The 23367-nt window shown below is 69.9% G+C and carries 23 protein-coding genes and 2 tRNA genes; 18 read left to right on the plus strand and 7 right to left on the minus strand.

Annotation, left to right across the window (positions count from 1 at the left end; genetic code table 11):
• Positions 1-11: 11 nt before the first annotated feature.
• Both AB0B64_RS42520 and AB0B64_RS42525 read right to left on the minus strand, forming a co-directional pair.
• Positions 12-755, minus strand: a complete 744-nt coding sequence (locus AB0B64_RS42520; RefSeq protein WP_357959222.1) for an ABC transporter permease — start codon at positions 753-755, stop codon at positions 12-14.
• Positions 736-1686, minus strand: coding sequence for an ATP-binding cassette domain-containing protein (locus AB0B64_RS42525; RefSeq protein ID WP_358185368.1), 951 nt, complete (start codon positions 1684-1686; stop codon positions 736-738). Before AB0B64_RS42525 ends, AB0B64_RS42520 begins: the two co-directional genes overlap by 20 nt.
• Positions 1687-1935: 249 nt before the next feature.
• Here AB0B64_RS42525 and AB0B64_RS42530 point away from each other — a divergent pair, with 249 nt between their 5' ends.
• The 12 genes from AB0B64_RS42530 to AB0B64_RS42585 all read left to right on the plus strand — a co-directional run bounded on the left by AB0B64_RS42530 (position 1936) and on the right by AB0B64_RS42585 (position 9556).
• Positions 1936-2943 (plus strand): GH25 family lysozyme, encoded by a 1008-nt coding sequence (locus tag AB0B64_RS42530; protein WP_358185371.1) that lies wholly within the window; start codon positions 1936-1938, stop codon positions 2941-2943.
• A gap of 91 nt (positions 2944-3034) precedes the next feature.
• The gene (locus tag AB0B64_RS42535) at positions 3035-3541 is read left to right on the plus strand and encodes an NlpC/P60 family protein (protein WP_357959215.1); all 507 of its coding nucleotides are present in this window, start codon (positions 3035-3037) and stop codon (positions 3539-3541) included.
• Between the two features lie 44 nt (positions 3542-3585).
• Positions 3586-4449, plus strand: coding sequence for a phosphotransferase (locus tag AB0B64_RS42540; protein WP_358185375.1), 864 nt, complete (start codon positions 3586-3588; stop codon positions 4447-4449).
• A gap of 97 nt (positions 4450-4546) precedes the next feature.
• The gene (locus AB0B64_RS42545) at positions 4547-4750 is read left to right on the plus strand and encodes a transposase (protein ID WP_357959209.1); all 204 of its coding nucleotides are present in this window, start codon (positions 4547-4549) and stop codon (positions 4748-4750) included.
• A gap of 68 nt (positions 4751-4818) precedes the next feature.
• Positions 4819-4891, plus strand: a tRNA-Thr gene (locus tag AB0B64_RS42550).
• 193 nt (positions 4892-5084) lie between these two features.
• Positions 5085-5158, plus strand: a tRNA-Met gene (locus AB0B64_RS42555).
• Between the two features lie 70 nt (positions 5159-5228).
• Entirely contained in the window at positions 5229-5393 is a 165-nt protein-coding gene (gene rpmG, locus AB0B64_RS42560) for a 50S ribosomal protein L33 (protein WP_019632658.1), read from the plus strand.
• Between the two features lie 287 nt (positions 5394-5680).
• Complete coding sequence (locus AB0B64_RS42565) at positions 5681-6130, plus strand: MaoC family dehydratase N-terminal domain-containing protein (RefSeq protein WP_357959206.1); 450 nt, start codon at positions 5681-5683, stop codon at positions 6128-6130.
• Position 6131: 1 nt separating this feature from the next.
• On the plus strand, positions 6132-6560 hold the full coding sequence (locus tag AB0B64_RS42570; RefSeq protein ID WP_357959203.1) for a MaoC family dehydratase: 429 nt from the start codon (positions 6132-6134) through the stop codon (positions 6558-6560).
• Between the two features lie 90 nt (positions 6561-6650).
• Entirely contained in the window at positions 6651-7682 is a 1032-nt protein-coding gene (locus AB0B64_RS42575; RefSeq protein WP_358185379.1) for a hypothetical protein, read from the plus strand.
• Positions 7683-7731: 49 nt separating this feature from the next.
• The gene (locus tag AB0B64_RS42580; protein WP_357959197.1) at positions 7732-8766 is read left to right on the plus strand and encodes a UDP-N-acetylmuramate dehydrogenase; all 1035 of its coding nucleotides are present in this window, start codon (positions 7732-7734) and stop codon (positions 8764-8766) included.
• Positions 8767-8989: 223 nt separating this feature from the next.
• Positions 8990-9556: a TMEM165/GDT1 family protein gene (locus AB0B64_RS42585; RefSeq protein ID WP_357959194.1), complete on the plus strand. Its 567-nt coding sequence runs from the start codon at positions 8990-8992 to the stop codon at positions 9554-9556.
• Between the two features lie 30 nt (positions 9557-9586).
• Here the strand turns inward: AB0B64_RS42585 and AB0B64_RS42590 are convergent, their stop codons facing one another.
• Complete coding sequence (locus tag AB0B64_RS42590) at positions 9587-10363, minus strand: TetR/AcrR family transcriptional regulator (protein WP_358185382.1); 777 nt, start codon at positions 10361-10363, stop codon at positions 9587-9589.
• A gap of 67 nt (positions 10364-10430) precedes the next feature.
• Between AB0B64_RS42590 and AB0B64_RS42595 the strand changes: the two genes are divergently transcribed.
• Positions 10431-12698, plus strand: a complete 2268-nt coding sequence (locus AB0B64_RS42595; RefSeq protein WP_358185385.1) for an excinuclease ABC subunit UvrA — start codon at positions 10431-10433, stop codon at positions 12696-12698.
• 27 nt (positions 12699-12725) lie between these two features.
• Here the strand turns inward: AB0B64_RS42595 and AB0B64_RS42600 are convergent, their stop codons facing one another.
• Positions 12726-15596, minus strand: a complete 2871-nt coding sequence (locus tag AB0B64_RS42600; protein WP_357959185.1) for an AAA family ATPase — start codon at positions 15594-15596, stop codon at positions 12726-12728.
• Between the two features lie 268 nt (positions 15597-15864).
• The gene (locus AB0B64_RS42605; protein WP_357649218.1) at positions 15865-16011 is read right to left on the minus strand and encodes a hypothetical protein; all 147 of its coding nucleotides are present in this window, start codon (positions 16009-16011) and stop codon (positions 15865-15867) included.
• A gap of 195 nt (positions 16012-16206) precedes the next feature.
• On the opposite strand from AB0B64_RS42605, the gene deoC reads away from it, so the two are divergent.
• Genes deoC through AB0B64_RS42625 form a run of 4 tightly spaced genes read left to right on the plus strand, consistent with a single transcriptional unit; the run spans position 16207 to position 19597 of the window.
• Positions 16207-17136 (plus strand): deoxyribose-phosphate aldolase, encoded by a 930-nt coding sequence (gene deoC, locus AB0B64_RS42610; protein WP_357959308.1) that lies wholly within the window; start codon positions 16207-16209, stop codon positions 17134-17136.
• Between the two features lie 2 nt (positions 17137-17138).
• Complete coding sequence (locus tag AB0B64_RS42615; RefSeq protein WP_357959305.1) at positions 17139-18569, plus strand: aldehyde dehydrogenase family protein; 1431 nt, start codon at positions 17139-17141, stop codon at positions 18567-18569.
• Positions 18562-18756, plus strand: coding sequence for a hypothetical protein (locus tag AB0B64_RS42620; RefSeq protein WP_357959182.1), 195 nt, complete (start codon positions 18562-18564; stop codon positions 18754-18756). The genes AB0B64_RS42615 and AB0B64_RS42620 overlap by 8 nt, the downstream gene beginning before the upstream one ends.
• Positions 18749-19597: an aldehyde dehydrogenase family protein gene (locus tag AB0B64_RS42625; RefSeq protein WP_357959180.1), complete on the plus strand. Its 849-nt coding sequence runs from the start codon at positions 18749-18751 to the stop codon at positions 19595-19597. Before AB0B64_RS42620 ends, AB0B64_RS42625 begins: the two co-directional genes overlap by 8 nt.
• Before the next feature lie 3 nt (positions 19598-19600).
• On the opposite strand, the gene AB0B64_RS42630 is transcribed toward AB0B64_RS42625, so the two are convergent.
• Complete coding sequence (locus tag AB0B64_RS42630; protein WP_358185388.1) at positions 19601-20917, minus strand: FAD-binding protein; 1317 nt, start codon at positions 20915-20917, stop codon at positions 19601-19603.
• A gap of 71 nt (positions 20918-20988) precedes the next feature.
• Here AB0B64_RS42630 and AB0B64_RS42635 point away from each other — a divergent pair, with 71 nt between their 5' ends.
• Positions 20989-21894, plus strand: coding sequence for a LysR substrate-binding domain-containing protein (locus tag AB0B64_RS42635; protein WP_358185391.1), 906 nt, complete (start codon positions 20989-20991; stop codon positions 21892-21894).
• Between the two features lie 8 nt (positions 21895-21902).
• On the opposite strand, the gene AB0B64_RS42640 is transcribed toward AB0B64_RS42635, so the two are convergent.
• Positions 21903-23348, minus strand: a complete 1446-nt coding sequence (locus AB0B64_RS42640) for an amidase (protein ID WP_358185394.1) — start codon at positions 23346-23348, stop codon at positions 21903-21905.
• Positions 23349-23367 lie beyond the last annotated feature (19 nt).

Genomic DNA, 23367 nt, shown 5'->3' on the forward strand with positions numbered 1-23367 from the left:
CACGTGCCCCGTCACACGCCCCGGCGCATCGCCCGGTTGCCCAGCCAGAGGCCGATCGCGGCGATGAGGCAGGTGGCCGCGGTGCCGTACAGGATGGACAGGTTGGTGAGGTCGCCCGCGAAGAGGGCGCGTTCGGCCTCGACGATGTACGAGATCGGGTTGATCTGTCCGATGACCCGCAGCCACGCGGGCCCGGTCTCCACAGGGAGCAGCACCCCCGACAGCAACAAGACCGGGAAGAGCACCACCTGGGTGACCACGTAGAACAGGTTCCCGCTGGGCGCCGACTTGATCGCGAGGACGAACGAGAGCGCCCCCAGCCCGACACCGAGCACGATCAACATCGCGAGCCCGCCCAGCACACCCGCCGGATACAGCCGGAAACCCAGCGGAAGCGCCAGCAGGATGATCAGCACGGCCTGGCAGAACAGGACCGCCATCTCCTTCATCGTCCTGCCGACCAGCATCGCCGTACGGCTCAACGGGGTGACCATCAGCCGCTCCATCGAGCCGCCCAGCAACTCGACCAGCATCAGATAGCCCGACGACATGGGCGCCATCAGGCACATCATGACGAGAATGCCCGGCACGAACCACTGCCACGACGAGCCCATCGCCCCATCGAGCAGCGAGCCGAACAGGAACAGGAACAGCAGCGGCTGCCCCATCGAGAACAGCAGCCCGACGGGCTCGCGCAGCGCGGGGGTGATTTCGCGGGTGAAGACCGTCGTGGTGTCACGCAGGAATGTCGTCATCGGTGAGACTTCTCCCGGTAAGAGTGAGGAACACGTCATCGAGGGTCGGGCGGGCGGTCTCGGCGGTGGCGACCTTGACGCCGTTCGCCTCCAGGGTGCGCAGATATTCGGGCAGGGCCGTGGCCGCGTTGGCGACGCGCAGCCGCACGGTCGTGCCCTCGACCTCGGCGGCCGCCTCACTGGTCATCCCGGCAGCCGTGGCCGCTTCCTGCTCCGTCGCGGTGGTGATCGTGATGCGGTCGCCGGCCAGGTCGTTCTTGAGTCCTTCTGCCGTGCCGTCCGCGATGATCTCGCCGTTGTCGATGATCACCACGCGTTCGGCCATGCTGTCGGCCTCTTCGAGGTAGTGGGTGGTCAGGAAGAGCGTCGTGCCGTACTCCGCACGCAGCCGCAGGATGTGCGACCAGACCTCGGCACGGCTCTTGGGGTCGAGGCCGGTGGACGGCTCGTCGAGGAAGAGCAGTCCCGGACGGTGGACGAGGCCGAGCGCGATGTCGAGGCGGCGGCGCTGGCCGCCCGACAGCGTGCCGGGCTTGCGCTGGGCCAGCGGCCGCAGTTCGAGCAGGTCGAGCAGCTCGTCGGCGCGCCTGCCCGCCTCCGCCGGTGCCAGGCCGTAGCAGCGGCCTTGGGTGACGAGTTCGTCGCGGACGCGGAAGTTCTCGCCGGCGCTGTTCTTCTGGCCGACGTACCCGATGCGGGCGCGTACGCCGGAGGGGTCGCGGGCGATGTCCCGGCCCGCCACGGTGGCGGTGCCGGAGGTGGGCGGTAGCAGGGTGGTCAGCATGCGGAGGGTGGTCGACTTGCCGGCGCCGTTCGGGCCGAGGAAGGCGACCAGCTGGCCGGCCTCCACATCGAGATCGATGCCGCGTACGGCCTCGACGGCCTCTTTCTTCAACTTGAACACTCGGGTCAGTCCCCGGGCGTGGATCATGGTCGTTCTCCTCCGGGCATGGCGAAGAAACCCCAGGTCGGGGGCTCGATTGAGGATCGGAATCAGCTTGAGCCAGATAAAGCCGGTTTGGCAAACGTGAAAGTGACGTTCATAAACGGCACTGACCTGCGAAAACGTCATCTCGTACACACCCTGTGGATGACCAATTTTCGGCCGCTGAAATGCGGTTTTATACCGATATAAGAAATTTCTTGCGAGGCTGCTCGGCGCTCGGCGATGATCTCCCGCGTGAAACGTCTGTTGTTATTGGCGGCGGTCGCCACGGCCGGGATGACCGGCACCGCGTGGGCCGCCGACGGGGTCGTCGGGGTGGACGTCAGCAACTGGACCGGCGAGGTCGACTGGTCGACCGTCGCGTCCGGCGGTGGCAAGTTCGCGTTCGTCCACGCGACCGAGGGGACCGACTACCGCAATCCCTCCTTCGACGCGCAGTACGACGGCGCGGCGGAGGCCGGATTGCTGCGCGGGGCGTACCACTTCGCGCAGCCGCACGAGTCCGACGGTGCCGCCCAGGCCGACTTCTTCCTGCAGAACGGCGGGGACTGGAAGATCGACGGGCGAACGTTGCCCGGAGTGCTCGACCTGGAGGAGAACCCGTACAAGGACAAGAACGGCAAGGACGGCTGCTACGGCCTGTCGCACAAGGACATGGTCGGCTGGATCAAGTCGTTCACCGCGAAATACCGGGAGCAGACCGGCCGCCAGGCGATCATCTACACGACCCGGGCCTGGTGGCAGACGTGCACCGGCGACTCCGGCAAGTTCGGCGCCCACCCGCTGTGGCTGGCCCGATGGGGCGGCGATCCCGGTGAGCTGCCCAAGGGCTGGGAGCGGCACACGTTCTGGCAGTCCGCCGAGAAGGGCACGCTGGCCGGCGGCCAGAACTCCTTCAACGGCTCCGAGGACGAGCTGGCCGAGCTGGCCAACCCGCCCGCCGAGGTGACGGTCTCCGGCCTGGCCAGGAACAGGAAGACGTACACGGTCACCGTGTCCAACACGGGACCGGTCACCGTCACGCACGTCAAGGTGTCGGGGCGCGCGTTCGGCGGCCAGCGGGTGGTGCGGGCGCCGGGCTGCGACTTCAGCGGCACGGCGGTGCGCTGCGACGTCGCCGAGCTCGGGCGCGGCCAGAAGACGACGCTGACCTTCACCACGAACGCGAGGCCCAAGGGCAAGGGCAAGGTCGGCGTACGTGTCACGGTCGGCTCGGTGAAACTCACCCTCACGGCCCGATAGACCTGGTCTGCTCGCCGGGCCGCCCGATAAAGCAGAATAAATCCCGATGCCTAGGTTGCGAGGGTTAGCGGCGGCATCGGGATGGCGTTGGGTGGCGATCGCCCTCATCCTGCTGACCGCCACCGCGTCGGTGCCGCTCCTGCGGCACCCCGCTCCTTCGGCGATCGTCAGAATCGCGTACGAGATCCAGCAGCGGGGCGTCGTCTACTCCTGGGGAGGCGGCCACGCGACGGATCCCGGACCGTCGAAGGGCACCTGCCTGGGCTACCGGGGAAAGACGCGCCCCTGCCCGGCGGCCAAGACCCGGGGGCTCGACTGCTCGGGTTTCACCAGGTGGGTGTACGCCCGAGCCTTCGGCGCCGACGTACTCGGCCCCGGCACCACCGACGCCCACGTACGCAGACTGCGCCGAGTCGGCTCGGCCGAACCAGGCGACCTCGTCTTCTTCGGAAAAATCACCAAAAACACCGTTAAGACCCACCACGTCGGCGTCTACCTGGGCCACGGCAAGATGATGAACGCCCCCGAAACTGGAGCCTCGGTACGCGTCGACGACATCCGACGGATCAAGGACCTCGCGGGCTTCTACCGCTACTGACCTCAGTGTGTACGGTCCACGGGAGTGAGAGGAGGCCGGTAGTCGTGAGCGATGCCAGGCGCATCGATGGTGAGGTGATCCAGCGCTTGCTGTCCCAACGCGTGACAGGGTATGAGCCGCTGTCTGGATTCGCGGCCAACACGGTCGCCGCAGTGACCCTGGAGTCCGGGGCACGCGCTGTCTTCAAGGCCGCCGCCGCGCGTGAAGTCGAGGTGGAGTTATGGGCCTTGCGATCCATGTCGGAGAGGGGCGTTCCGGTCCCCGAGGTCATCGCCGGCGCGGCCGACGCGGAGATTCCGTACCTGGTGACGCGACTCGTCTCTGGCGAGCCAGGGGCCGCGTCGCTCAAGGCGGCGTCCGAGGTGGGACGGTTGCTGCGTGCCGTGCACTCTCTTCCTGTGAAGGGAGCGGGCTTTTTCAAGGAGGCGTCCGGCTCGCCACCATGCGCAGGTGAGGGAACCTGGGCTGATCAGGTCGCGGGGCTGGCGGATCGACTCGGCCTTGTCGCCAATGCCGGGATCTTGACCCCGACGCTCTTTTCCCGATGTCGGGATCTCCTCGTGGACGGTACTCGGTGGGATCAGCCCTGCGTGTACGTGCACGGTGATCTCCACCCGCGGCATGTCCTATCGGTCGGGTCCCGGATTGCGGGGATCATCGACTGGGCGGACTGCGGTGCCGCCAGCCCATGGTTGGATCTGGCCAGGATGGACTTCCGCGAGCCCGGCTTGCAACGCGCGATGCTCGACGCCTACTTCCCCGCGGGCATTCCACTCGACGCGCCATCGCACATGGCCAGCCACCGACTGCTCTACATGCTGCTGGCACTCGTGTGGGAGTACGAGTGCGGCGGGGACTGGCTGCACGAGCGCGTGCCCGGCATCGAATCGGCACTCATCGCAACCTAGATGCGTCGACGCAAGGACCGCAGGAGCAACTCGGTATGGCGTGTAACGCATGTCGCCTATCGGAAATTGAGAGACCCAGGAGCTACTGTGTGCCGCTATGGACAGGCGATGGGTTGGGTTAGACGGCTACGAGGTCGTTCTCGCCGAGCGTGACGGGCGACAGGTGCTCCGCGTGCGCAGGGACGGGGTTCCCGTCGCCGACTGCGTGTCGGTCGCGGAGGTGGCCCGGCACGTCGATCTGGCCGATCTCTGCGAGGTCGTGGAGCTGCCGTTCCAGCGGGGATACGAGGCGGTCGGCTAGCGGGGCCGACGAGTTCGCGTCATCGCTGAGGGCCGTGTATGGTTACACCTGTCCGCAGCGCCGGACAGGCCCCTATAGCTCAGTCGGCAGAGCGTCTCCATGGTAAGGAGAAGGTCAACGGTTCGATTCCGTTTGGGGGCTCGCACACTGACAAGGCAATTCGCCCGACCCGTGAAATCGCGGAGTCGGGCGTTTCTTGTTGTGCGTGGATTTTGCCCGCCGTACCCCGGCTGCTAGGCTTAATGGTCGGCCAGCCCGGGCGAGCTGGTCGATTACGTATGTGCTCCCCAGGTCAGGTATCCTCTACGGGCCGGGGTCGTTCGTCCGGCTCAAAGGCGGAGTAGCTCAGTCAGGCAGAGCAAACGGCTCATAATCGTTGTGTCGCCGGTTCAAGTCCGGCCTCCGCTACTGCCCCTCCCCAGGTCGCCGACCTGGGCTTGGGCATGTCCCAGTCCCAAACGTAGAAAGGCACTCCCACGTGGCTGCCACCGACGTTAGGCCGAAGATCACGCTGGCCTGCCAGGAGTGCAAGCACCGCAACTACATCACGCGGAAGAACCGGCGCAACGACCCGGATCGGCTTGAGCTGAAGAAGTACTGCCCCAACTGCCGCTGCCACCGCGCGCACCGCGAGACCCGCTAGCTCTTTTCCGAGCGCGGTCTCGCCGGGGGCATTCTCCTGGCCTTAACCAACGCACAACCGGCGTCCTGCACCAGGGCGCCGGTTTGTCGTGTCTTCTGGCCGTCCCGGTGGCGGAAGCCGTCGGGTGTCATGGCGGCAGTGTCCGCTGGTCGTTCCGGTGGGCAATCCGCCAGCCGTCATAGCGGTGGAATTCACCGGCTGTCCCTGCGGCAAAGTCGTGGTCATCCCGGCGACAGCCGAACCTTGTTCTGTTAGCGTCTGCGTAACGGACATGCGAGGGAGCACAGATGGCCTTGAACCGCGACTTCGTGGGCCGGACGTACGCGTCCAAGTCCTCGTACGAGGTCAGCCGGGTGAAGATCAGGGAGTTTGCCGCCGCGATCGGTGACGGCAATCCGATCTACCGAGACCGGGACGCCGCCCAGGCCGCCGGGCATCCCGATGTGGTCGCGCCGCCGACCTTCCCCATCGTGTTCAGCCTGCAGAGCGGCGGTGAGGCGCTGGCCGATCCCGACCTCGGCCTGAACCTGGCCATGGTGGTCCATGGCGAGCAGCGTTTTGAGTACGTTCGCCCCATCTACGCCGGCGACGAGCTCGTCACCAGCTCCACGATCACCGACATCCGCAGCGCCGGGCGCAACGAGTTGCTGACGGTGAGAAGCGACATCACCACGGTCTCCGGTGAGCCGGTCTGCACCACGTACAACACGATCGTCGAGCGCGGAGGGGCGGCCTGAGATGACTGCCACGGTGAAGTACGACGAGATCGAGGTCGGGTACGAGATCCCGGCCACCGGCTACGACGTCCGCAGGCTCAACCTGGTGATGTACGCGGGGGCGTCGGGCGACTTCAACCAGATCCACTGGAACGAGCGGTTCGCCAAGGCGGTCGGGCTGCCCGACGTCATCGCGCACGGCATGTACACGATGGCGCAGGGCGGCCGGTTCGTCACCGACTGGGTCGGCGATCCCGGCGCGGTGGTCGACTTCGGGGTGCGGTTCTCCTCGATGGTGGTCGTGCCCGATGACGACGAGGGCGCGACGATCACCGTCAGCGGCGTCGTGGAGGAGAAGCTGCCGGACAAGCGGGTGGTCGTCGCGCTGACGGCCCGGGCGGGCGACACCCGGGTGCTGTCCAAGGCCCGCGCGGTGGTTCAACTCGCGTAGCGCGGCGAGCCCCAACGACGAGCCCCATAGATGAGCCCGGCGGGATCAGTCGGATGATAGGCGGGGCGGCTCTCGGGTACGCGGGAGCCTATGGATACAGCACCGCACCAAGGCAGGATCTGGCCCACGGTCGAATCGATCCCGGTCTCCGCGGTGACCGACAAGCCGCCCGGCCACCTGGGTCCCGTCAGGACCGAGGACGTGGCGGGCGCCGTCGGTACGGGCCGCGACACGACCGGCGGCGCGGGCGCGGCGACGGGTGTCGGCACCGCGGGGGCCAGGCCAAGAGGCGCTCGCGCCAATCCCGCCGACGAGCTGGGCTTCTCCGGTGACCCTGAGCAGCGGGGCGATCCGGGGGACGACATGCTGCACGCCCAGCGTGTCTGGGACGGAACCCTGGCCGCCAACCGGCTCGACGCGGCGGGCGTCGCCGCCGAGCGGCAGCGGGTGGCGACCGCCGACGTCACGGCGTCCGTGAGCCTCATCGTCGACGGCCGGCCGGAGGACGTACGGGCGTCCATAGAGTCGGTGCTCGAGCACACCGACGCCCATGTCGTGGCCCTCGACCTGGGCGACGTGGACGGCGCCGGCGAGGTGCTGCACAAGCTGGCGTTGCGCCATCCGGACCGGATCACCGAGTGGCGGGTGGCCGAGACCCCGCACTGGCGGGGTGGCTCGGCCACGTGGGGCGCCTGCCGGGCCAAGCTGCTGCGCCTCGACACGTCCGAGGTGCACGTACTGATGGAGACCTCGGTCGTACTGACGGGCGACGCGCTCACGCCGCTCGTCGCGGCGGTCGCGGACGGCGCGGTGGCGGCGGGGTGGCACGGCCTGGAGCGACCGCCGGAGGGCGCCGTGACACCGCCGGACGATACGGAGGCAGCGCAGGGCGGCCTGGAGCGGCAGCTGATCGGCGCGGGGTGGCGCGAGGCGGGACCGGGGCGCGTGCGCGCGTTGCGCGGCGACCTGATGGCGGTACGCAGGTCGGCCGCGATCAGCGCGCTGCCCGAGGACGCCCGCGACGGGGAGAACGCCGACCTGGAGCTCTCCATGGCCCTCAAGGGCGAGCTGGTCGTGCCCTCCGACCGCCTTCCCGTACGCCACCTACGCCGGCACGGGTGAACCAGGACAAGGTGCTGGGCATGCCGAGGGCCTCATAAGCTTGTGCCCCATGGAGAACCTCGCGCCGTACACCACCCTCGGGCTGGGCGGCCCCGCCCGCGAATTCGTCGAGGCCAGTACGGCGGAGCACCTCGTCTCCCTCGTGGCCGAGGCCGACCGGCAGGCCCAGCCCACCCTGGTGCTCGGCGGCGGGAGCAACCTGGTGGTCGCCGACGAGGGGTTCGACGGGCTGGTCATCCGGGTCGTCACCCAGGGCGTGTCCGTCTCCCGTGACGGCGACGAAGTGCTGGTCACGGTCGAGGCGGGGGAGGACTGGGACGGACTGGTCACCCGCGCGGTGGCCGAGGGCTGGTCCGGCATCGAGTGCATGTCCGGCATTCCGGGGCTCGTGGGCTCGACCCCGATCCAGAACGTCGGCGCCTACGGCCAGGAAGTGGCCCAGACCATCAGGTGCGTACGCGTCTACGACCGCAGGACGCGGCAAGTGGTCGACCTGGAGGCGCGGCAGTGCGGCTTCTCCTACCGTGACAGCGCGTTCAAGCGGGATCTGGCGCGGCATGTGGTGCTCGGCGTGACGTACGCGCTCGACGTCTCGGAGTTGTCGGGTCCCGTGGCCTACCAGGAGCTGGCCACCCGGCTCGGCGTCGAGCCGGGCGCCCGCGTGCCGCTCGACCAGGCTCGTCGAGCCGTGCTGGAGCTGCGGCGCGGCAAGGGCATGGTGCTCGATCCGGCCGATCCCGACACCCGCAGCGCCGGGTCGTTCTTCACCAACCCGGTCCTGTCGGCCGCCGAGGCCGAGGAGCTGGCGGCGCGGGCCCCCGGTCATCCGCGCTGGGACATGCCGGACGGCTTGGTCAAGGTGCCTGCCGCCTGGCTGATCGAGCAGGCGGGCTACCCCAAGGGCTACGAACGCGGCCCGGTCCGCATCTCCACCAAGCACACGCTGGCCCTGACCAACCCCAACGGCACGGGCACCACGGCTGACCTGCTGCTGCTGGCCGGGGAGGTGCGTGACGGGGTGCTGGAGAAGTTCGGCGTCACGCTCGTCAACGAGCCGGTGCTGGTCGGCTGCTCGCTGGAATAGGTCCCTGAGGGCCGCTGTTATGGTTATTCGGAATTACCGAAGGGGAGTAGTCCCAATCGCGTGATCGACATGCTGGCGCGCTTGCGCGCCCGGTCACGCGGGCCTGTACGGGCGGACGAGACCTTCGGCCTGGTAGCTATGGATCAAGACGCTACCGGGCCGAAGTCGTGCCCGAAAACTCCCTGGGTGCCTGCTTCCGGCTCGGTCGCGCGGAAGAGGACAGTTGGAAGCGTTCTGGATCAGCCTCGCGGTCATTTTCGTGGCCGAGATGGGCGACAAGAGCCAGCTCATGGCGATGACGTTCGCCACCCGTTTCAAGCCTTGGCCGGTGCTGGCCGGCATCACGATCGCGACGACCGCCGTGCACTTGGTCAGCGTCGCGGTGGGCGGGCTGATCGGCGACGCGTTGCCCACGACCGCCATCTCGGTCGTGGCCGGCCTCGCCTTCCTGGGTTTCGCCCTGTGGACGCTGCGCGGTGACGAGCTGACGGACGAGGAGTCGAGTAAGGCCCGGCGCACCACCAGGAACGCCGTGGTCGCGGTGACGGTGGCGTTCTTCCTGAGCGAGCTTGGTGACAAGACCATGTTGGCCACCATCACGCTGGCGACGCAGCACGGCTGGCTGGGCACCTGGATCGGCTCCACGGTGGGCATGGTCGCCGCCGACGCCCTCGCGATCGTGGTGGGGCGCCTGCTGGGCAAGCACCTGCCGGAGAAGGCGATCAGGTATGGTGCCGCCGCCGTGTTCGCGATCTTCGGAATCGCGCTGCTGGTCGATGCGGTCGTCTAGCGCGGTGAACGGACAGCCGGATGGACGCCGCTAGCGTCGTTCGATGAGGACCTGGAGGCCGTCCAGGACGCGCTCAAGACCGAACTCGTAGGCGTGGTCAGCGCTGTAAGCGGCGTTGTTGGCGGCTCCGGCGGCCGCGCCGACCCGGCTGGCCGTCGGGTAGGCGGCCTCGTCGTAGACGCGGGCGAGCAGCGGAGAGCTGACGGCCCACCACTGCTCATCCGTCATCGCCTCGTTCTGGGCGGCCCGCTGGTCGGCGGCCGAGCGGGCGGAGGAGTGCACGAAGCCGAGCAGGTAGGTCAGGGCGGCGTCCATCTCCACGTCGCCCAGGCCGAGCCCTTCGAAGGCCCGCAGCTCGTGCTCGTACTTGGCCAAGACCCCCGGGCCGAGCGGCGGCCGTGTGGTGGACACGGCGAGCATCCACGGGTGTCCCTCGTACACCGTGCGGTTGGCCCGCGCCACCGCCTCCAGCCGCGCCCGCCACGGCAGCTCCGACAGGTCGGGGCGGGGCATCTGGCCGAGGACCGTGTCGAGCATGAGGTCGAGCAGCTCGGCCTTGCCCGGCACGTACGTGTAGAGCGACATCGTGCCGATCCCGAGCGCCTGGGCGACCCGGCGCATCGTCGTCGCGTCGAGGCCCTCCTCGTCGGCGACGGTGATCGCGGCCGCGACGACCTCGTCGACCGTGTGGCCCTGACGTGGCCCGCGCTGCGCCGGCCGCGTTCCCGGCCGCCGCCAGAGCAGCTCGATGGTGCGGGCGGGGTCTCCGGCGCTGGTCCGGGCGATCGTGGGCGGCACGTCATCCATCTTCTCACTCAACATAACTCCGTACATAGTACGATGTACGACGTACGGAGTTTATCGAGGGCGAGGAGTGGCGTTGCAGACGTCCCGTATCCAGATCATCGGCGCGCGCGAGAACAATCTCCGCGACATCTCCCTGAGCATCCCGAAGGGGCAGATCACCGTCTTCACCGGCGTATCCGGGTCCGGGAAGTCGTCCATCGTGTTCGACACCCTCGCCGCCGAGGCGCAGCGTCAGCTCAACGAGACCTTCACCGCCTTTGCCCGCAACAGGCTGCCGAAGTACGGGCAGCCGGACGTCGACGTGATCGAGAACCTGTCCGCCGCGATCGTGGTCGACCAGAAGCGGCTCGGGGGCGGCTCACGCTCGACCGTCGGCACGATCAGTGACATCTACTCGCTGCTGAGACTGCTGTTCTCGCGGGTCGGCAAGCCGTTCGTCGGCTACTCCAACGCGTTCTCGTTCAACGATCCTCAGGGCATGTGCCCTGAATGCGAGGGTCTGGGCAGGACCGTCGCGCTCCACCTCGACGTCTTCCTGGACAGGTCCCGGTCGCTGAACGAAGGTGCCCTCCTGCACCCGCACTTCGCCGTCGGCACCTGGTACTGGAAGATCTACGCCAACTCCGGCCTGTTCGACAACGACAAGAGGCTGGCCGACTACGACGAGCGGGAATGGGCGACGCTGCTGCATGGCGCCCAGACCAAGGTGCCGCTGGAGTGGCAGGGCGGCACGATCAACTCCAGCTACGAGGGCCTGGTGGCGCGGTTCACCCGCCTGTACATCAAGAAGGACGTCGCCGAGATGTCCGAGGCCAACCGCCGGCTCTTCCAGGAGTACGTCACGACGGCCACCTGCCCGCTGTGCGCGGGCGCCCGGCTCAACCAGGACGTGCTCGGCTGCGAGATCGACGGCTTCAACATCGCCCGGCTCGCCGCGATGGAGGCCACCGAGCTCGTGGAGGTGCTGGCCGGATTCACCGACCCGGTGGGCGCCCCCGTGGTGGCGAGCCTGATCGACCGGGTGCGCGACCTCGTCACGATCGGCCTCGGCTACCTCAGCCTCGACCGCGAGACCGCCACGCTCTCGGGCGGCGAGTCACAGCGCGTCAAGATGGTGCGGCACCTCAGCAGCAGCCTCACGGACATGATGTACGTCTTCGACGAGCCGAGCGTCGGGCTGCACGCGCGCGACGTCGAACGGCTCAACACGCTGCTACGCAAGCTACGTGACAAGGGCAACACGGTCATCGTCGTCGAGCACGACCCCGAGGTGATCGGGATCGCCGACCACGTCGTGGACATCGGCCCCGGGGCCGGGACGCACGGCGGGCAGGTGGTGTACGAGGGCACCGCGGCGGCGCTGCCCGAGGCCGGCACCCTGACCGGCCGGTACATGAAGCGGCGACTACCCCTGAAGACCGACTACCGGCGCCCCACGGGCGCGATGACGATCGCCGGCGCGAACACGCACAACCTGAAGGACGTCACCGTCGACATCCCCGCCGGCGTGCTGACCGTCGTGACGGGCGTCGCGGGATCCGGCAAGAGCACGCTGGTCAACGACGTGTTCCTGAGCCGGCACCCCGAGGCGGTGGTCATCGACCAGTCGGCCGTCAGCGTCTCGCGCCGCTCCAACCCCGCCACGTACACCGGGATGCTGGACGAGATCCGGCGGCTGTTCGCGCGGGCCGGGTCGGTGAGCGCCTCGCTGTTCAGCCCCAACTCCAAGGGCGCCTGCTCCGCCTGCCAGGGGCTCGGCGTCATCTACACCGACCTGGCGTTCATGGACGGGCTGAAGTCGACCTGCGAGGACTGCCAGGGGCGGCGCTTCCGGCCCGAGGTGCTGGAGCACAAGCTGGATGGGAAGTCGATCAGCGACGTACTGGAGATGACGGCGGCCGAGGCGTACGCGTTCTTCCCGCAGCCGAAGCTCAGGCGGGTGCTGCGGGCGGTCAACGACGTCGGGCTCGACTACCTCACGCTCGGCCAGCCGCTCAGCACGCTGTCGGGCGGCGAGTGCCAGCGCATCAAGCTGGCCACTGAGCTGCACAAGAGCGGCACCGTGTACGTCCTGGACGAACCGACCACCGGGCTGCACATGTCGGACGTGAAGCGGCTGCTCGACATCATGGACCGGCTCGTCGACGCCGGGAACTCGGTCGTCGTCATCGAGCACAACCTGGACGTGGTCAAGAACGCCGACTGGGTCATCGACCTCGGGCCCGAGGGTGGCGGGCAGGGGGGTCAGGTGCTCTTCGAGGGCACGCCGCGCGATCTGCTGGCGGCGACCGGCTCCCACACCGCCGAGTTCCTCCGCCGCGACCTGGCCTCCTAAGACGCCCCGGCCGGGGGAGGCTCGCTTCTACCGAGACAGCAGGGAGAGGCGGTGTGCGGCCGCCGCTGCCTCGCCGCGGGTGGTCACGCCCAGTTTGGCCAGGATGTTGGACACGTGCACGCTGACCGTCTTGGCCGAGATGAACAGCTCGGCGGCGATGTCCCGGTTCGTACGGCCCAGCGCCACCAGCCGCAGCACCTCCGTCTCGCGCGGCGTGAGCAGCTCGGGGACGGTCGCCTGCTGCTGGACGACGCCGACCCGCCGGGAGAGTGCCTCGATCTCGTCGATCAGCGGCGTCGCCCGCAGCGCGGCGGCCAGCGGCGCGGCCACGGCGAGCCGGGTCGCCGCGCCCTCCCTGTCGCCCGACCGCGCCACCACGGTGGCCGCTCTGACGAGGGCCTTGGCCTGGTTGTGCGGGCGCTTGAGACGCTCCCAGGCGGCCGCGGCCGCGTCGAAGTCGCGCGAGTACGTCAGTTTGTACGCCTCCGCCACCGGCCCGCTGACCTTGAGGCTCGCGGCCACCTTGGCGGCCTGCTCGCGCACCGCGCGGACCCGGTCGGGCTCGGCGTCCTCGGCGGTGTCGCAGACCAGGGTGAGCAGGGCCAGCCGCCGCCAGCCCAGCATGGCTTTGGGGGACTGCGACGACGGGGACTGCGACGACAACGACAGGATGCGCTCGGTCACGGCCAGCGCGGCCAGCGACTCGCCCTTGAACAGGTGCCAGCCGATCCGCAGCCGGGTGCTGTTGGTGATGTCCTGCAAGAACTCCTCGGGCCGCTCCTTGAGCACGCCCAGCTCCGCCAGGATGCCTTCGACGACCGCGAGTTCGCCCCTGCCCAGCGCGATGTCGGCGCGTACGCGGAGCAGGTGGTTGTGGGTGCGCAGCACGGGGCCGAGGCTGAGCGCCTGCCCGATGGCCTCGAGGGCCTCGTCCCAGCGGCCGATGGCCTCCAGCGCCTCGGCCCTGTTGAGCAGGATGAACAGCCCGTTGAGCCGCATCCGGCCGTACTGCTTGGCCAGCTGCCAGCCCTCGTCGGCCAGCGCGAGGGCTTCCTCGGAGCGTCCCAGGTCGCTCAGCGCGTCGATGTTGTTGCCGATCGCCCGCGTGATGAGCCGTCCCGAGCTCTCCTGACGGCCCATTTCCAGCGCGCGCAGGTTGGTGGCCAGCGTCGCCTCTGTGTCACCGTCGATGGAGTGGCCGAGCGCCAGGTTCAGCAGGAGGTCTCCTTCGAGGCACTTGTCGCCGAGATCCCGGCTCAGGCGCAGGCCCTCCTCGATGAGCCGGGTGCCTTCCTTGACGTCGCCACGGAGCATCAGGTGCTGGCTCATCGGCATGATGACGCTCGCGCGGGCCAGGGTCGGCTCGGGCACCAGACGTAGTGCGTGCTGGAAGTCGTCGACGACGCCCGTCTTGCCCTTGTAGATCTTGAGGTTGGCCCAGCGCACGATCAGCGTGGCGACCCGGGCCGGCTCCCGGGTCTCGTCGAGCTGCGCCAGGGCCGCCTTGACGAACTTGATGCCCCGGTCGAGCTCGCCGCCCGCGAGGGCGGCCTCGCTGGCCCGTTCGAGCACCGCCGTGTGGTCGGCGCCGATGCGCTCGGCCGCGTCCGGCACCCGGTCCCACAGCATGAGTACGCGTTCGAGCAGCGGGATCGCCTCGGTGTACGCGAAGGCCCCGAACGACTTCTGTGCCGCGTCCCAGGCCGAGATGAGCGCCCAGAGGTCGTTGCGCGCGCCGTACCAGTGGTGGGCCAGCTCCACGGCGGCCCGGCCCGGTGGCACCAGCTTGCGGTCGCGGGAGATCTCCTCGGCGTAGCGCGAGTGCAGCCGTTGATGCTCGCCGGGCAGCAACTCGTCGTGTACGGCCTCGCGGATGAGGGAGTGCCGGAAGACGTAGGCGCGGTTGTCGGCGATCTGCAGCACGTTCCCGGCGATGGCCGACCGCAGCGCGGCCTCCAGCTCCAGGTCGGACAGGCCGCTGACCGCGGCGAGCAGGGCGTGGCCGACCCTGATGCCGCCCGCGGCGGCGATGCGCAGCACGCGCTGGGTCTCCTCGGGCAGCCGCTCGACCGAGCCGAGTATCAGGTCCTGCATCGACTCGGGGAACGCGCAGTCCTCGCCGCAGTCCAGCAGTGCCTCGACGAACAGCGGGATGCCCTCGCTGCGCTCGTAGACCTTCTCCACCTTGGGGTAGTCGGGGTCGATGCCGAGGATCCCGGCCATCTGCAGGGCGACCTCGTCCCTGGACAGGCGGGGCAGGTCGAGCCTGAGCACGCTGTTGACCCTGCCCAGCTCGGCGAGCACCGGCCGGAGCGGATGCTGCCGGTGCAGGTCGTCGGAGCGGTAGGTCATGACGATCAATATCTGCGCGGTGCCGAGGTTGCGGCTGAGGAAGGCGATCAGGTCGCGGCTGGACCGGTCGGCCCAGTGGATGTCCTCGATGAGCAGGATCGTCGGCCGGTTGCCGGCCAGCCGTTGGAGGAGCGTCAGGAACTGCTCGAACAGCCGGGCCCGCCCTGTGTCGGTCTCGCCGTCACCGCTGGGCTCGCCGAACTCGGGGAGCAGCCGGGCCAGGTCGCGTTCGGCGCCGCCCGGCAGCAGCGCGGCGATCTGGGTGGTGCCCTGCTCCCTGACCAGCTGCCTCAGGGCAGCCGTGAACGGCGCGTAGGCCAGGCCCTCCGTGGAGAGTTCGACGCACCCGCCGTACAGCACATGAGCGCCGCTCCGCGCCGCCTGCTCGGCGAAGCGCTGTACCAGCCGGGTCTTGCCGACCCCCGCCTCCCCGCCGACCAGCACGGCTGTCGCGGTGCCCTTCCGGGCCTCGTCGAAGGCTTGAGAGAGGGCCGTGAGCTCCTCTTCCCGCCCCACGAAGACGGGACTTACCGAACGTCCCAGCATGTCGTCCAGCATGTCATGCCTCACCAGCCGCTTTCGACGCATTTAGGGCAGATTGACGAGCGGCCTTGGCCCGATGGGGCGGTGGCCGCAAATGGGGTTCCCGGGGGTTCGTCACACCGACCGTCCCGATCCCGTGTGACGGTCCGTCGTGGTCGGGGTCCCTGCGAGGGATGTCCCCTCCGGGGGAGCCCGATGGAGGGAAGGCGGTGCTAGGGAGGGATGGTGGCCCGGCCGCGAGGGAGGGTGCGGCCGGGCGCTTGTGGGGCGGTCATGAGGAGCGGCGCTTGCCGAACAGCGAGCGGCGCTCGGACTTGTTGCCCTCCAGTGCCTCGCGTACCTGACGGTGTCGCGCGGCCGCCTGGCGCAGCTCGTTGACGTGGCTCTTCATGATCTGGTATTCGATCTCGGGACTCATGGTGGTGTGTCTCCTTCTTGTGTCTTGCTGACACTCTTAAGGTTCGGGCTAAGGCCCCTACCGCCACATCGGGCGGATGCCCTATCTCCCGGGAAACTCCAGGCCAGGGAGTACCTAGGAGGCGCGCCGATGCCGCCTTAGAGATCCGGTTTGGACGTAGCCCACCTGGTCGGCGATCCTGTGGAGGTGTCAACTGTGACTACCTCGCTCGCCGACGTCGGCTCGTCCGGCGCGACGCTGCGAGCATTCCTGCACGGCCTGCCCGGTGTCGACCGGGTCGGCGCGGACCAGCGAGCGGCGATGCTCGGCACCCGCTCCATCAAGACCAGCGCCAAGGCCATGGCGATCGACCTGGCCATCTCGATGGTCGACCTCACCACGCTCGAGGGCGCGGACACGCACGGCAAGGTCCGTGCGATGTGCACCAAGGCGAGGCACCCCGGCGAGGGCGCGCCCCGGGTGGCGGCCGTCTGCGTCTATCCCGACCTGGTGGCCGTGGCCGCCGGCGCGCTGCGCGGCTCGGGGGTGAAGGTCGCCTCGGTGGCGACCGCCTTCCCGAGCGGACGCACCTCGCTGGAGGTCAAGGTGAGCGACACCGCGCTCGCCGTCGCCGCGGGCGCCGACGAGATCGACATGGTGATCGACCGCGGCGCGTTCCTGTCCGGCGACTATCTCAAGGTGTACGAGGAGATCGTCGCGGTGAAGGCCGCCTGCGGCTCCGCCCATCTGAAGGTGATCCTGGAGACCGGCGAGCTGTCGACCTACGACAACGTACGGCGGGCGTCCTGGCTGGCGATGCTGGCTGGCGCCGACTTCATCAAGACCTCCACCGGGAAGGTGGCCCCGGCCGCCACGCCGCCGGTGACGATGATCATGCTGGAGGCGGTGCGCGACTTCCGCGACGAGACGGGCCGGCAGGTCGGCGTGAAGCCGGCCGGCGGCATCCGCACCACCAAGGACGCCATCAAGAACCTCGTGCTGGTCAACGAGACCGCCGGCGAGGACTGGCTGTCGCCCGACTGGTTCAGGCTGGGCGCGTCGTCGCTGCTGAACGACCTGCTGATGCAGCGCCAGAAGCTGACCACCGGCCGTTACGCGGGCCCCGACTACTTCACCCTGGACTGATGATGGCGACCTTCGCATACGCACCGGCGCCCGAGTCGCGCGACATCGTCGATCTGAAGCCGTCGTACGGGCTGTTCATCAATGGCGAGTTCGTGGACGGCTCTGGCTCCGCCTTCAAGACGATCAACCCGGCGACGGAGGAGAAGCTGGCGGAGGTCGCCACGGCCTCCTCCGACGACGTCGACCGGGCCGTACAGGCCGCGCGCAAGGCGTTCGGGGTCTGGAGCGCGATGCCGGGCACCGAACGGGCCAAATACCTGTTCAGGATCGCCCGCATCATCCAGGAACGCGCCCGCGAGCTGGCCGTGCTGGAGTCGCTCGACAACGGCAAGCCCATCCGCGAGTCGCGCGACGTGGACCTGCCGCTCGTCGCCGCGCACTTCTTCTACTACGCCGGCTGGGCCGACAAGCTGGAGTACGCCGGGTTCGGCGCGGACCCCCGGCCGCTCGGCGTCGCCGGGCAGGTCATCCCGTGGAACTTCCCCCTGCTCATGCTGGCCTGGAAGATCGCCCCCGCGCTGGCCTGCGGCAACACGGTGGTGCTGAAGCCGGCCGAGACCACGCCGCTGACGGCGCTGCTGTTCGCGGAGATCTGCCAGCAGGCCGACCTGCCGCCCGGTGTCGTCAACATCGTCACCGGAGCGGGTGAGACCGGCGCCGCCGTGGTCGCCCACCCCGACGTGAACAAGGTGGCCTTCACCGGCTCCACCGAGGTCGGCCGGATCATCGCCCGGACCGTCGCGGGCACCGGCAAGAAGCTCACGCTGGAGCTGGGCGGCAAGGCCGCGAACATCGTCTTCGACGACGCCGCGCTCGACCAGGCCGTCGAGGGCGTGGTCAACGGCATCTTCTTCAACCAGGGGCACGTGTGCTGCGCGGGCTCCCGGCTGCTGGTGCAGGAGTCGATCCAGGACGAGCTGCTGACGGCGCTCAAGCGGCGCCTCGGCACGCTGCGCCTGGGCGACCCGCTCGACAAGAACACCGACATCGGCGCGATCAACTCGGCCGAGCAGCTGGCGAAGATCCGCTCGCTCAGCGACCTCGGCGAGCAGGAGGGGGCCGAGCGCTGGTCGCCCGCCTGCGAACTGCCCGACAAGGGCTTCTGGTTCCCGCCGACCGTCTTCACCGGCGTGGCCCAGTCGCACCGCATCGCCCGGGAGGAGGTCTTCGGCCCGGTGCTGTCGGTGCTGACGTTCCGCACCCCGGCCGAGGCCGTGGAGAAGGCCAACAACACGCCGTACGGGCTGTCGGCCGGGATCTGGACGGAGAAGGGCTCGCGCATCCTGTGGATGGCCGACAAGCTCAGGGCCGGAGTGGTCTGGGCCAACACGTTCAACAGGTTCGACCCGGCCGCGCCGTTCGGCGGGTACAAGGAGTCCGGATACGGCCGAGAGGGCGGGTTGCTCGGGTTGGAGGCCTACCTTGATGTGTGAGCACCGCCGTTCCCGCCGGGGTGGACGGCGGGCGCAGGCCACGCGCGGCCACGCTTTCGCCCGCGCCGGAAGGCCCGTACGCACCGGCTGGTACGCCCACCGCTGCGGGGTGAGCCGGTGCGGCCAGGTCTTCGTGCCGGTCGAGATGTCGGAGGAGACCATGCGGAGGGGGCGCGGCGATGAGTAGGTTGGCCGTTCGCAAGACGTACAAGCTGTACATCGGCGGGGCGTTCCCGCGCTCCGAGAGCGGGAGGTCCTACGCCGTGACCTCGCCCAAGGGCGACTTCCTCGCCAACGCGTCGCGGGCCTCCCGCAAGGACGTGCGTGACGCCGTGGTGGCGGCGCGCAAGGCGTTCCCCGGCTGGTCGGGCGCCACGGCCTACAACCGGGGTCAGATCCTCTACCGGATCGCCGAGATGCTGGAGGGCCGCCGCGCGCAGTTCGCCGAGGAGCTGGGCGGCGGCAAGAAGGCGGCGCTGGAGGCCGTGGACGCCACGGTCGACCGGCTGGTCTGGTACGCGGGCTGGTCGGACAAGATCGCCTCCGTGCACGGCACGGCCAACCCGGTCGCCGGCCCGTACTTCAACCTCTCCTCGCCGGAGCCCACGGGGGTCGTCGCCGTCGTCGCGCCCGAGGACCCGCTGGTGGGGCTGATCTCGGTGATCGCGCCGGTGATCGTGACGGGCAACACGTGCGTCGTGATCGCCTCCGAGCGGACGCCGCTGCCGTCCATCACCCTGGCGGAGGTGCTGGCCACCTCGGACCTGCCGGGCGGCGTCGTCAACGTCCTCACGGGTCATCAGCGGGAGCTCGCGCCCTGGCTGGCGGCCCACATGGACGTCAACGGGCTGGACCTGACCGGTGTGTCCGACGCCGAGCTGGCGCTGACCTGCGAGCAGGCGGCGGCGGAGAACCTCAAGCGGGTCCTGCGCCCGTCGCCGGACGAGGACTGGCGGGCGGCCCCGGCCCTCACCCGCATGACGCGTTTCCTGGAGACGAAGACGGTCTGGCACCCGATGGGGGTCTGACCGTCAGGCCGGTGGGATGTTGGCGTTGAGCCGGAACAGGTTGCCGGCATCCCACACGGTCTTCAGCGCGGCCAGCCGCCGGTAGTCGTCCGGGTCGTAGGCCAGGCGGACCTGGTCGGGCGCGGTGTTCTCGCCGTACAGGAAGTTGAGGCCGCGGCCTCCGGTGTCCCACGGCGACAGCGCCTCGCGGACCCCGTCGTGGAGCGGGCGCACCTCGCCGGGGTCGCCGCCCGGCGCGAGCCGGGACAGGACGCCGACCTGATACTGGGCGTCGCGGTTGACCACGGGCCCGAGGCCCGGCTTGTCCAGCGCGCCACCCAGGTGCCTGATCTCCAGGATGGCGCGCTCGGTCTCCAGCAGCGCGTCCACGGCCCGCGCGGGCAGCTCGCGCAGCAGCGAGTGGGTGGCGTAGTAGGCCATCGGCTCGGCCGGGTCGTTGTGGATGCTGCCCGACTCGGTGTACGGCAGCTCCTTCACCGAGTCCACGAGCCGGGGCCCGATCGCGCGCAGCGGCTCCAGCAGGCGCTCGCCCTCCTCCGGGCCGCCCGTGTACGCGATCCGCACGTGGCCGACGCGGCGGCCGCGGAACACCTCGGGCACCTGCGGGGCGTCGGGGAACGGGATCACCGCGATGGACGAGGTCATCTCCTCGGGCAGGTCCCGTGTCCACTCGGCCCAGCGCTTCACCACGTCGGTGGCGAGATCGAAGAACAGGCCGCCCCCGTACAGACTGGTCACCGGGACCAGGCCGATCTCCAGCGCCGTGACCACGCCGAAGTTGCCGCGCCCGCCGAGCAGCGCCCAGAACAGGTCCGGCTCCGTCGCGGCCGTCACCTCCCTGAGTACGCCGTCGGCGGTGACCACTTCGACAGTGCGTACCTGGTCGACGGCGTAGCCATAACGGCGCGCCATGAGCCCGAGCCCGCCGCCGAGCGTGTAGGACACGGCGCTGACGGACGGGGCCGAGCCGGACAGCGGGGCCAGCCCGTGGCGGGCCGCCTCCTCGATGACCCGCGACCAGCGCACGCCCGCCTCGATCCTGGCCGTCGCGGTCTCGGGATCCACCTGTACGCCGGTCATCCTGCGGGTGCTGATGAGCAGGCCGCCGTCGGCCGCCATCGGCATGCCGTGCCCGGTGGCCTGCACGGCCACCGGTAGCCCGTCCGCCGCCGCGATGGCCACGGCCGCGCGTACGTCGGCGGCGTCCGTCGCGCCGACGATCACGTCCGGCCGGTGCCGGGCGAGAGCCTGGAAACCGGCCCGCTCGTCGTCATATCCCTCATCACCCGGTCGGAACACCGGGCACTTCAGCATGTCCATGCGATTCAGCTTGTGTCCGGCTCATCCAGAAGTCAAAGAGATGGATTGTATGGCTGCTAGCATTATTTGTTATGGAGCTCCGGCAGCTTGAGTACTTCGTGGCCGTGACCGAGGAGGCCGGCTTCACCCGGGCCGCGGCCCGGCTCCATGTTGCGCAGCCCGGGGTGAGCGCGCAGATCCGGCAGCTGGAGCGGGAGCTGGGCCAGCCGCTGTTCGACCGCTCGGCGCGGCAGGTGCGCCTCACCGAGGTGGGGGAGGCGGTGCTGCCGTACGCGCGCGCCGCCCTCGCGGCGGTCGCCGCCGCCCGGCTGGTCGTCGACGAGATGACCGGGCTGTTGCGCGGGCACGTCGCGATGGGCACCGTCTCGGCGCCCTCCGTGCTCGACCTGCCGGGGCTGCTGGCCGACTTCCACGACCGGCATCCGTCCGTGGAGATCTCGTTGCAGGAGTCCGATCCGGAGAGCCTGATCGAGGCGGTGCGGGCGGGGCGGATGGACCTCGGGCTCATCGGCATCGGATCGAGCGTGCCGGCGGGGCTGGACGCGCAGGTGGTGATCGACCAGGCTTTGGTGGCCGCCGTCGGGCTCACTCACGACTTGGCGGCTCAGGGTTCGGCGGGGATGCCCGTCATCACGTTGCGGGAGCTGGCGGATCGGGCGCTGATCTGCCTGCCGCGCGGCACCGGTCTGCGGGCCGCGCTCGACGAGGCGTGCGCCGCCGCCGGGTTCACGCCGCATGTCGCCTTCGAGGCCAGCGAGCCGTACGTGCTGGGGCAGCTCGCCGCCAAAGGGCTCGGCCTGGCCGTACTGCCCGAGTCGGCGGTCACCGTCGCGAAGGACGACCTGCACGTACTGGAGATCACCGAGCCGCGGCTGCGCGGCCGGATGGCGATCGTCTGGCGGGCCACGGGGCCGTCGGGGCCTGCAGCGCGAGCGTTCATCGACCACGCCCGCCGCCGACTGCCCGACTTCCCCTGAATCGGACGTCAGCTTGAGTAGCCGCGTGGCCGGACCGGCGGGTGGGCGGCCGACAGCTGGGCGGCCAGGCCGAGGAGTTGCGGCTCGCCGCCGGGTGGGGCGATGAGCTGGACGCCGATCGGCAGACCGCTGGAGTGGGTGGCGATGGGGACGGTGAGCGCGGGCCAGCCGCACATGTTCCAGGCGCCGGTGGCTGGTGCGTACCTGACGTTGGCCAGCAGGTTGCGCGCGAGCCCGCGTTCGCCCCAGCGGTCGGCCTTCGGCGGAATCCGGGCCAGTGTCGGCGTGATGAGCACGTCGGCGTCACCGAACCACTGGTCGGCGCCGTAACCGTGCCAGCGGGCGCGGCCCCGCTCGCCGTCCAGTCTGAGCGCGTGGAGCACCCGGCCCGCGCGGGCCAGCGCGCGGGTGCGCGGTTCCAGGCGCGTGCGGTCGAGGCCGGTGGCCGCTCCGGAAGCGCGGGTCAGCCAGGTGGCGATCGTGGCGGGGCCGAGGGCGGCCGGCAGGCGTTGCTCGTGCTCGACGACCGTGTGCCCGGCGACCCTGAGGGTCTCGGCCGCCGCGCGTACCGCCGCCTGGAACTCGCGGTCCATCGGCAGGCCCACCGGCAGCGGCTGCGGGGCGTAGGCCACGCGCAGGTCGAAGGGCTCCGGGGTCTCGTGCGGCGGCCGGGGCGCCCATACCTCGTCGTCGTCATCCGCCCAGACCGAGCGGAGCATGCGCGGCCGGGGCTCGATCCGCTCGCCGCCGCGCCAGGACTCGGCCAGGCCCTCGTCGGCGGCCAGGACGGAGAGCATCAGCGCCAGGTCGGGCACGTTCCTGGCCAGCGGGCCGTTCTCGGTGAGGCCGCCCCAGGTCTCCGTCGGCGGTGGTACGAGACCCGTGCCCGGCTTGATGGCGAACACCCCGCAGCATGCCCCGGGAATGCGCAGCGAGCCCATCCCGTCGTTGCCCAGCGCCAGCGGCACCATCCCGGCCGACACCGCCGCGGCGCTGCCCGCCGACGAGCCGCCGGACGTACGGGCCAGGTTCCAGGGGTTGCGCACGGTGCCGTAGGCGCTGTCGCCGAAGGCGACCAGGCCCAGCTCGGGCAGGTTCGTCAGGCCGACGACCACCGCGCCGGCCGCGCGCAGCCGGCCGACCGTCTCGTGGTCCTTGGGCGCGGGCGTGTCCGCCGTCGCGGCGGATCCGCCGCGAGTGGCCTCGCCCGCGACCTCCAGGTTGTCCTTCACCGCGACGGGTACGCCCGCCAGCGGCAGGTCGGCCAGGTCGCGGCGCTCCTGCACGGCCCGCGCCTCGTCCAGGGCCCGCTCTCTGACCAGCCGGAACGCCCCGACCCCTGGATCGCGCTCGGCGATCGCGTGAAGGTGTTCCTCGACGACGGCCGCGGCCGTGACCTCACCCCGACGTACGGCCGTCGCGATCTCGATGGCGGACCTGCCTGTCCACAACATGCTTAAAGTGTGCGGCTTT

Source organism: Nonomuraea sp. NPDC049129 (assembly GCF_040648495.1).
Taxonomy (GTDB): domain Bacteria; phylum Actinomycetota; class Actinomycetes; order Streptosporangiales; family Streptosporangiaceae; genus Nonomuraea.

Excerpts from the sequence above, each read along its gene's own strand:
- AB0B64_RS42625 (WP_357959180.1), top strand. The coding sequence starts at position 18,749 with ATGAGTAGGTTGGCCGTTCGCAAGACGTACAAGCTGTACATCGGCGGG.
- AB0B64_RS42605 (WP_357649218.1), bottom strand. The coding sequence starts at position 16,011 with ATGAGTCCCGAGATCGAATACCAGATCATGAAGAGCCACGTCAACGAG.
- AB0B64_RS42615 (WP_357959305.1), top strand. The coding sequence starts at position 17,139 with ATGGCGACCTTCGCATACGCACCGGCGCCCGAGTCGCGCGACATCGTC.
- AB0B64_RS42580 (WP_357959197.1), top strand. The coding sequence starts at position 7,732 with ATGGAGAACCTCGCGCCGTACACCACCCTCGGGCTGGGCGGCCCCGCC.
- AB0B64_RS42575 (WP_358185379.1), top strand. The coding sequence starts at position 6,651 with ATGGATACAGCACCGCACCAAGGCAGGATCTGGCCCACGGTCGAATCG.
- AB0B64_RS42525 (WP_358185368.1), bottom strand. The coding sequence starts at position 1,686 with ATGATCCACGCCCGGGGACTGACCCGAGTGTTCAAGTTGAAGAAAGAG.
- AB0B64_RS42545 (WP_357959209.1), top strand. The coding sequence starts at position 4,547 with ATGGACAGGCGATGGGTTGGGTTAGACGGCTACGAGGTCGTTCTCGCC.
- AB0B64_RS42590 (WP_358185382.1), bottom strand. The coding sequence starts at position 10,363 with ATGGATGACGTGCCGCCCACGATCGCCCGGACCAGCGCCGGAGACCCC.
- AB0B64_RS42620 (WP_357959182.1), top strand. The coding sequence starts at position 18,562 with ATGTGTGAGCACCGCCGTTCCCGCCGGGGTGGACGGCGGGCGCAGGCC.
- AB0B64_RS42565 (WP_357959206.1), top strand. The coding sequence starts at position 5,681 with ATGGCCTTGAACCGCGACTTCGTGGGCCGGACGTACGCGTCCAAGTCC.
- AB0B64_RS42520 (WP_357959222.1), bottom strand. The coding sequence starts at position 755 with ATGACGACATTCCTGCGTGACACCACGACGGTCTTCACCCGCGAAATC.
- AB0B64_RS42570 (WP_357959203.1), top strand. The coding sequence starts at position 6,132 with ATGACTGCCACGGTGAAGTACGACGAGATCGAGGTCGGGTACGAGATC.
- AB0B64_RS42600 (WP_357959185.1), bottom strand. The coding sequence starts at position 15,596 with ATGCTGGGACGTTCGGTAAGTCCCGTCTTCGTGGGGCGGGAAGAGGAG.
- AB0B64_RS42635 (WP_358185391.1), top strand. The coding sequence starts at position 20,989 with ATGGAGCTCCGGCAGCTTGAGTACTTCGTGGCCGTGACCGAGGAGGCC.
- AB0B64_RS42640 (WP_358185394.1), bottom strand. The coding sequence starts at position 23,348 with ATGTTGTGGACAGGCAGGTCCGCCATCGAGATCGCGACGGCCGTACGT.
- AB0B64_RS42630 (WP_358185388.1), bottom strand. The coding sequence starts at position 20,917 with ATGGACATGCTGAAGTGCCCGGTGTTCCGACCGGGTGATGAGGGATAT.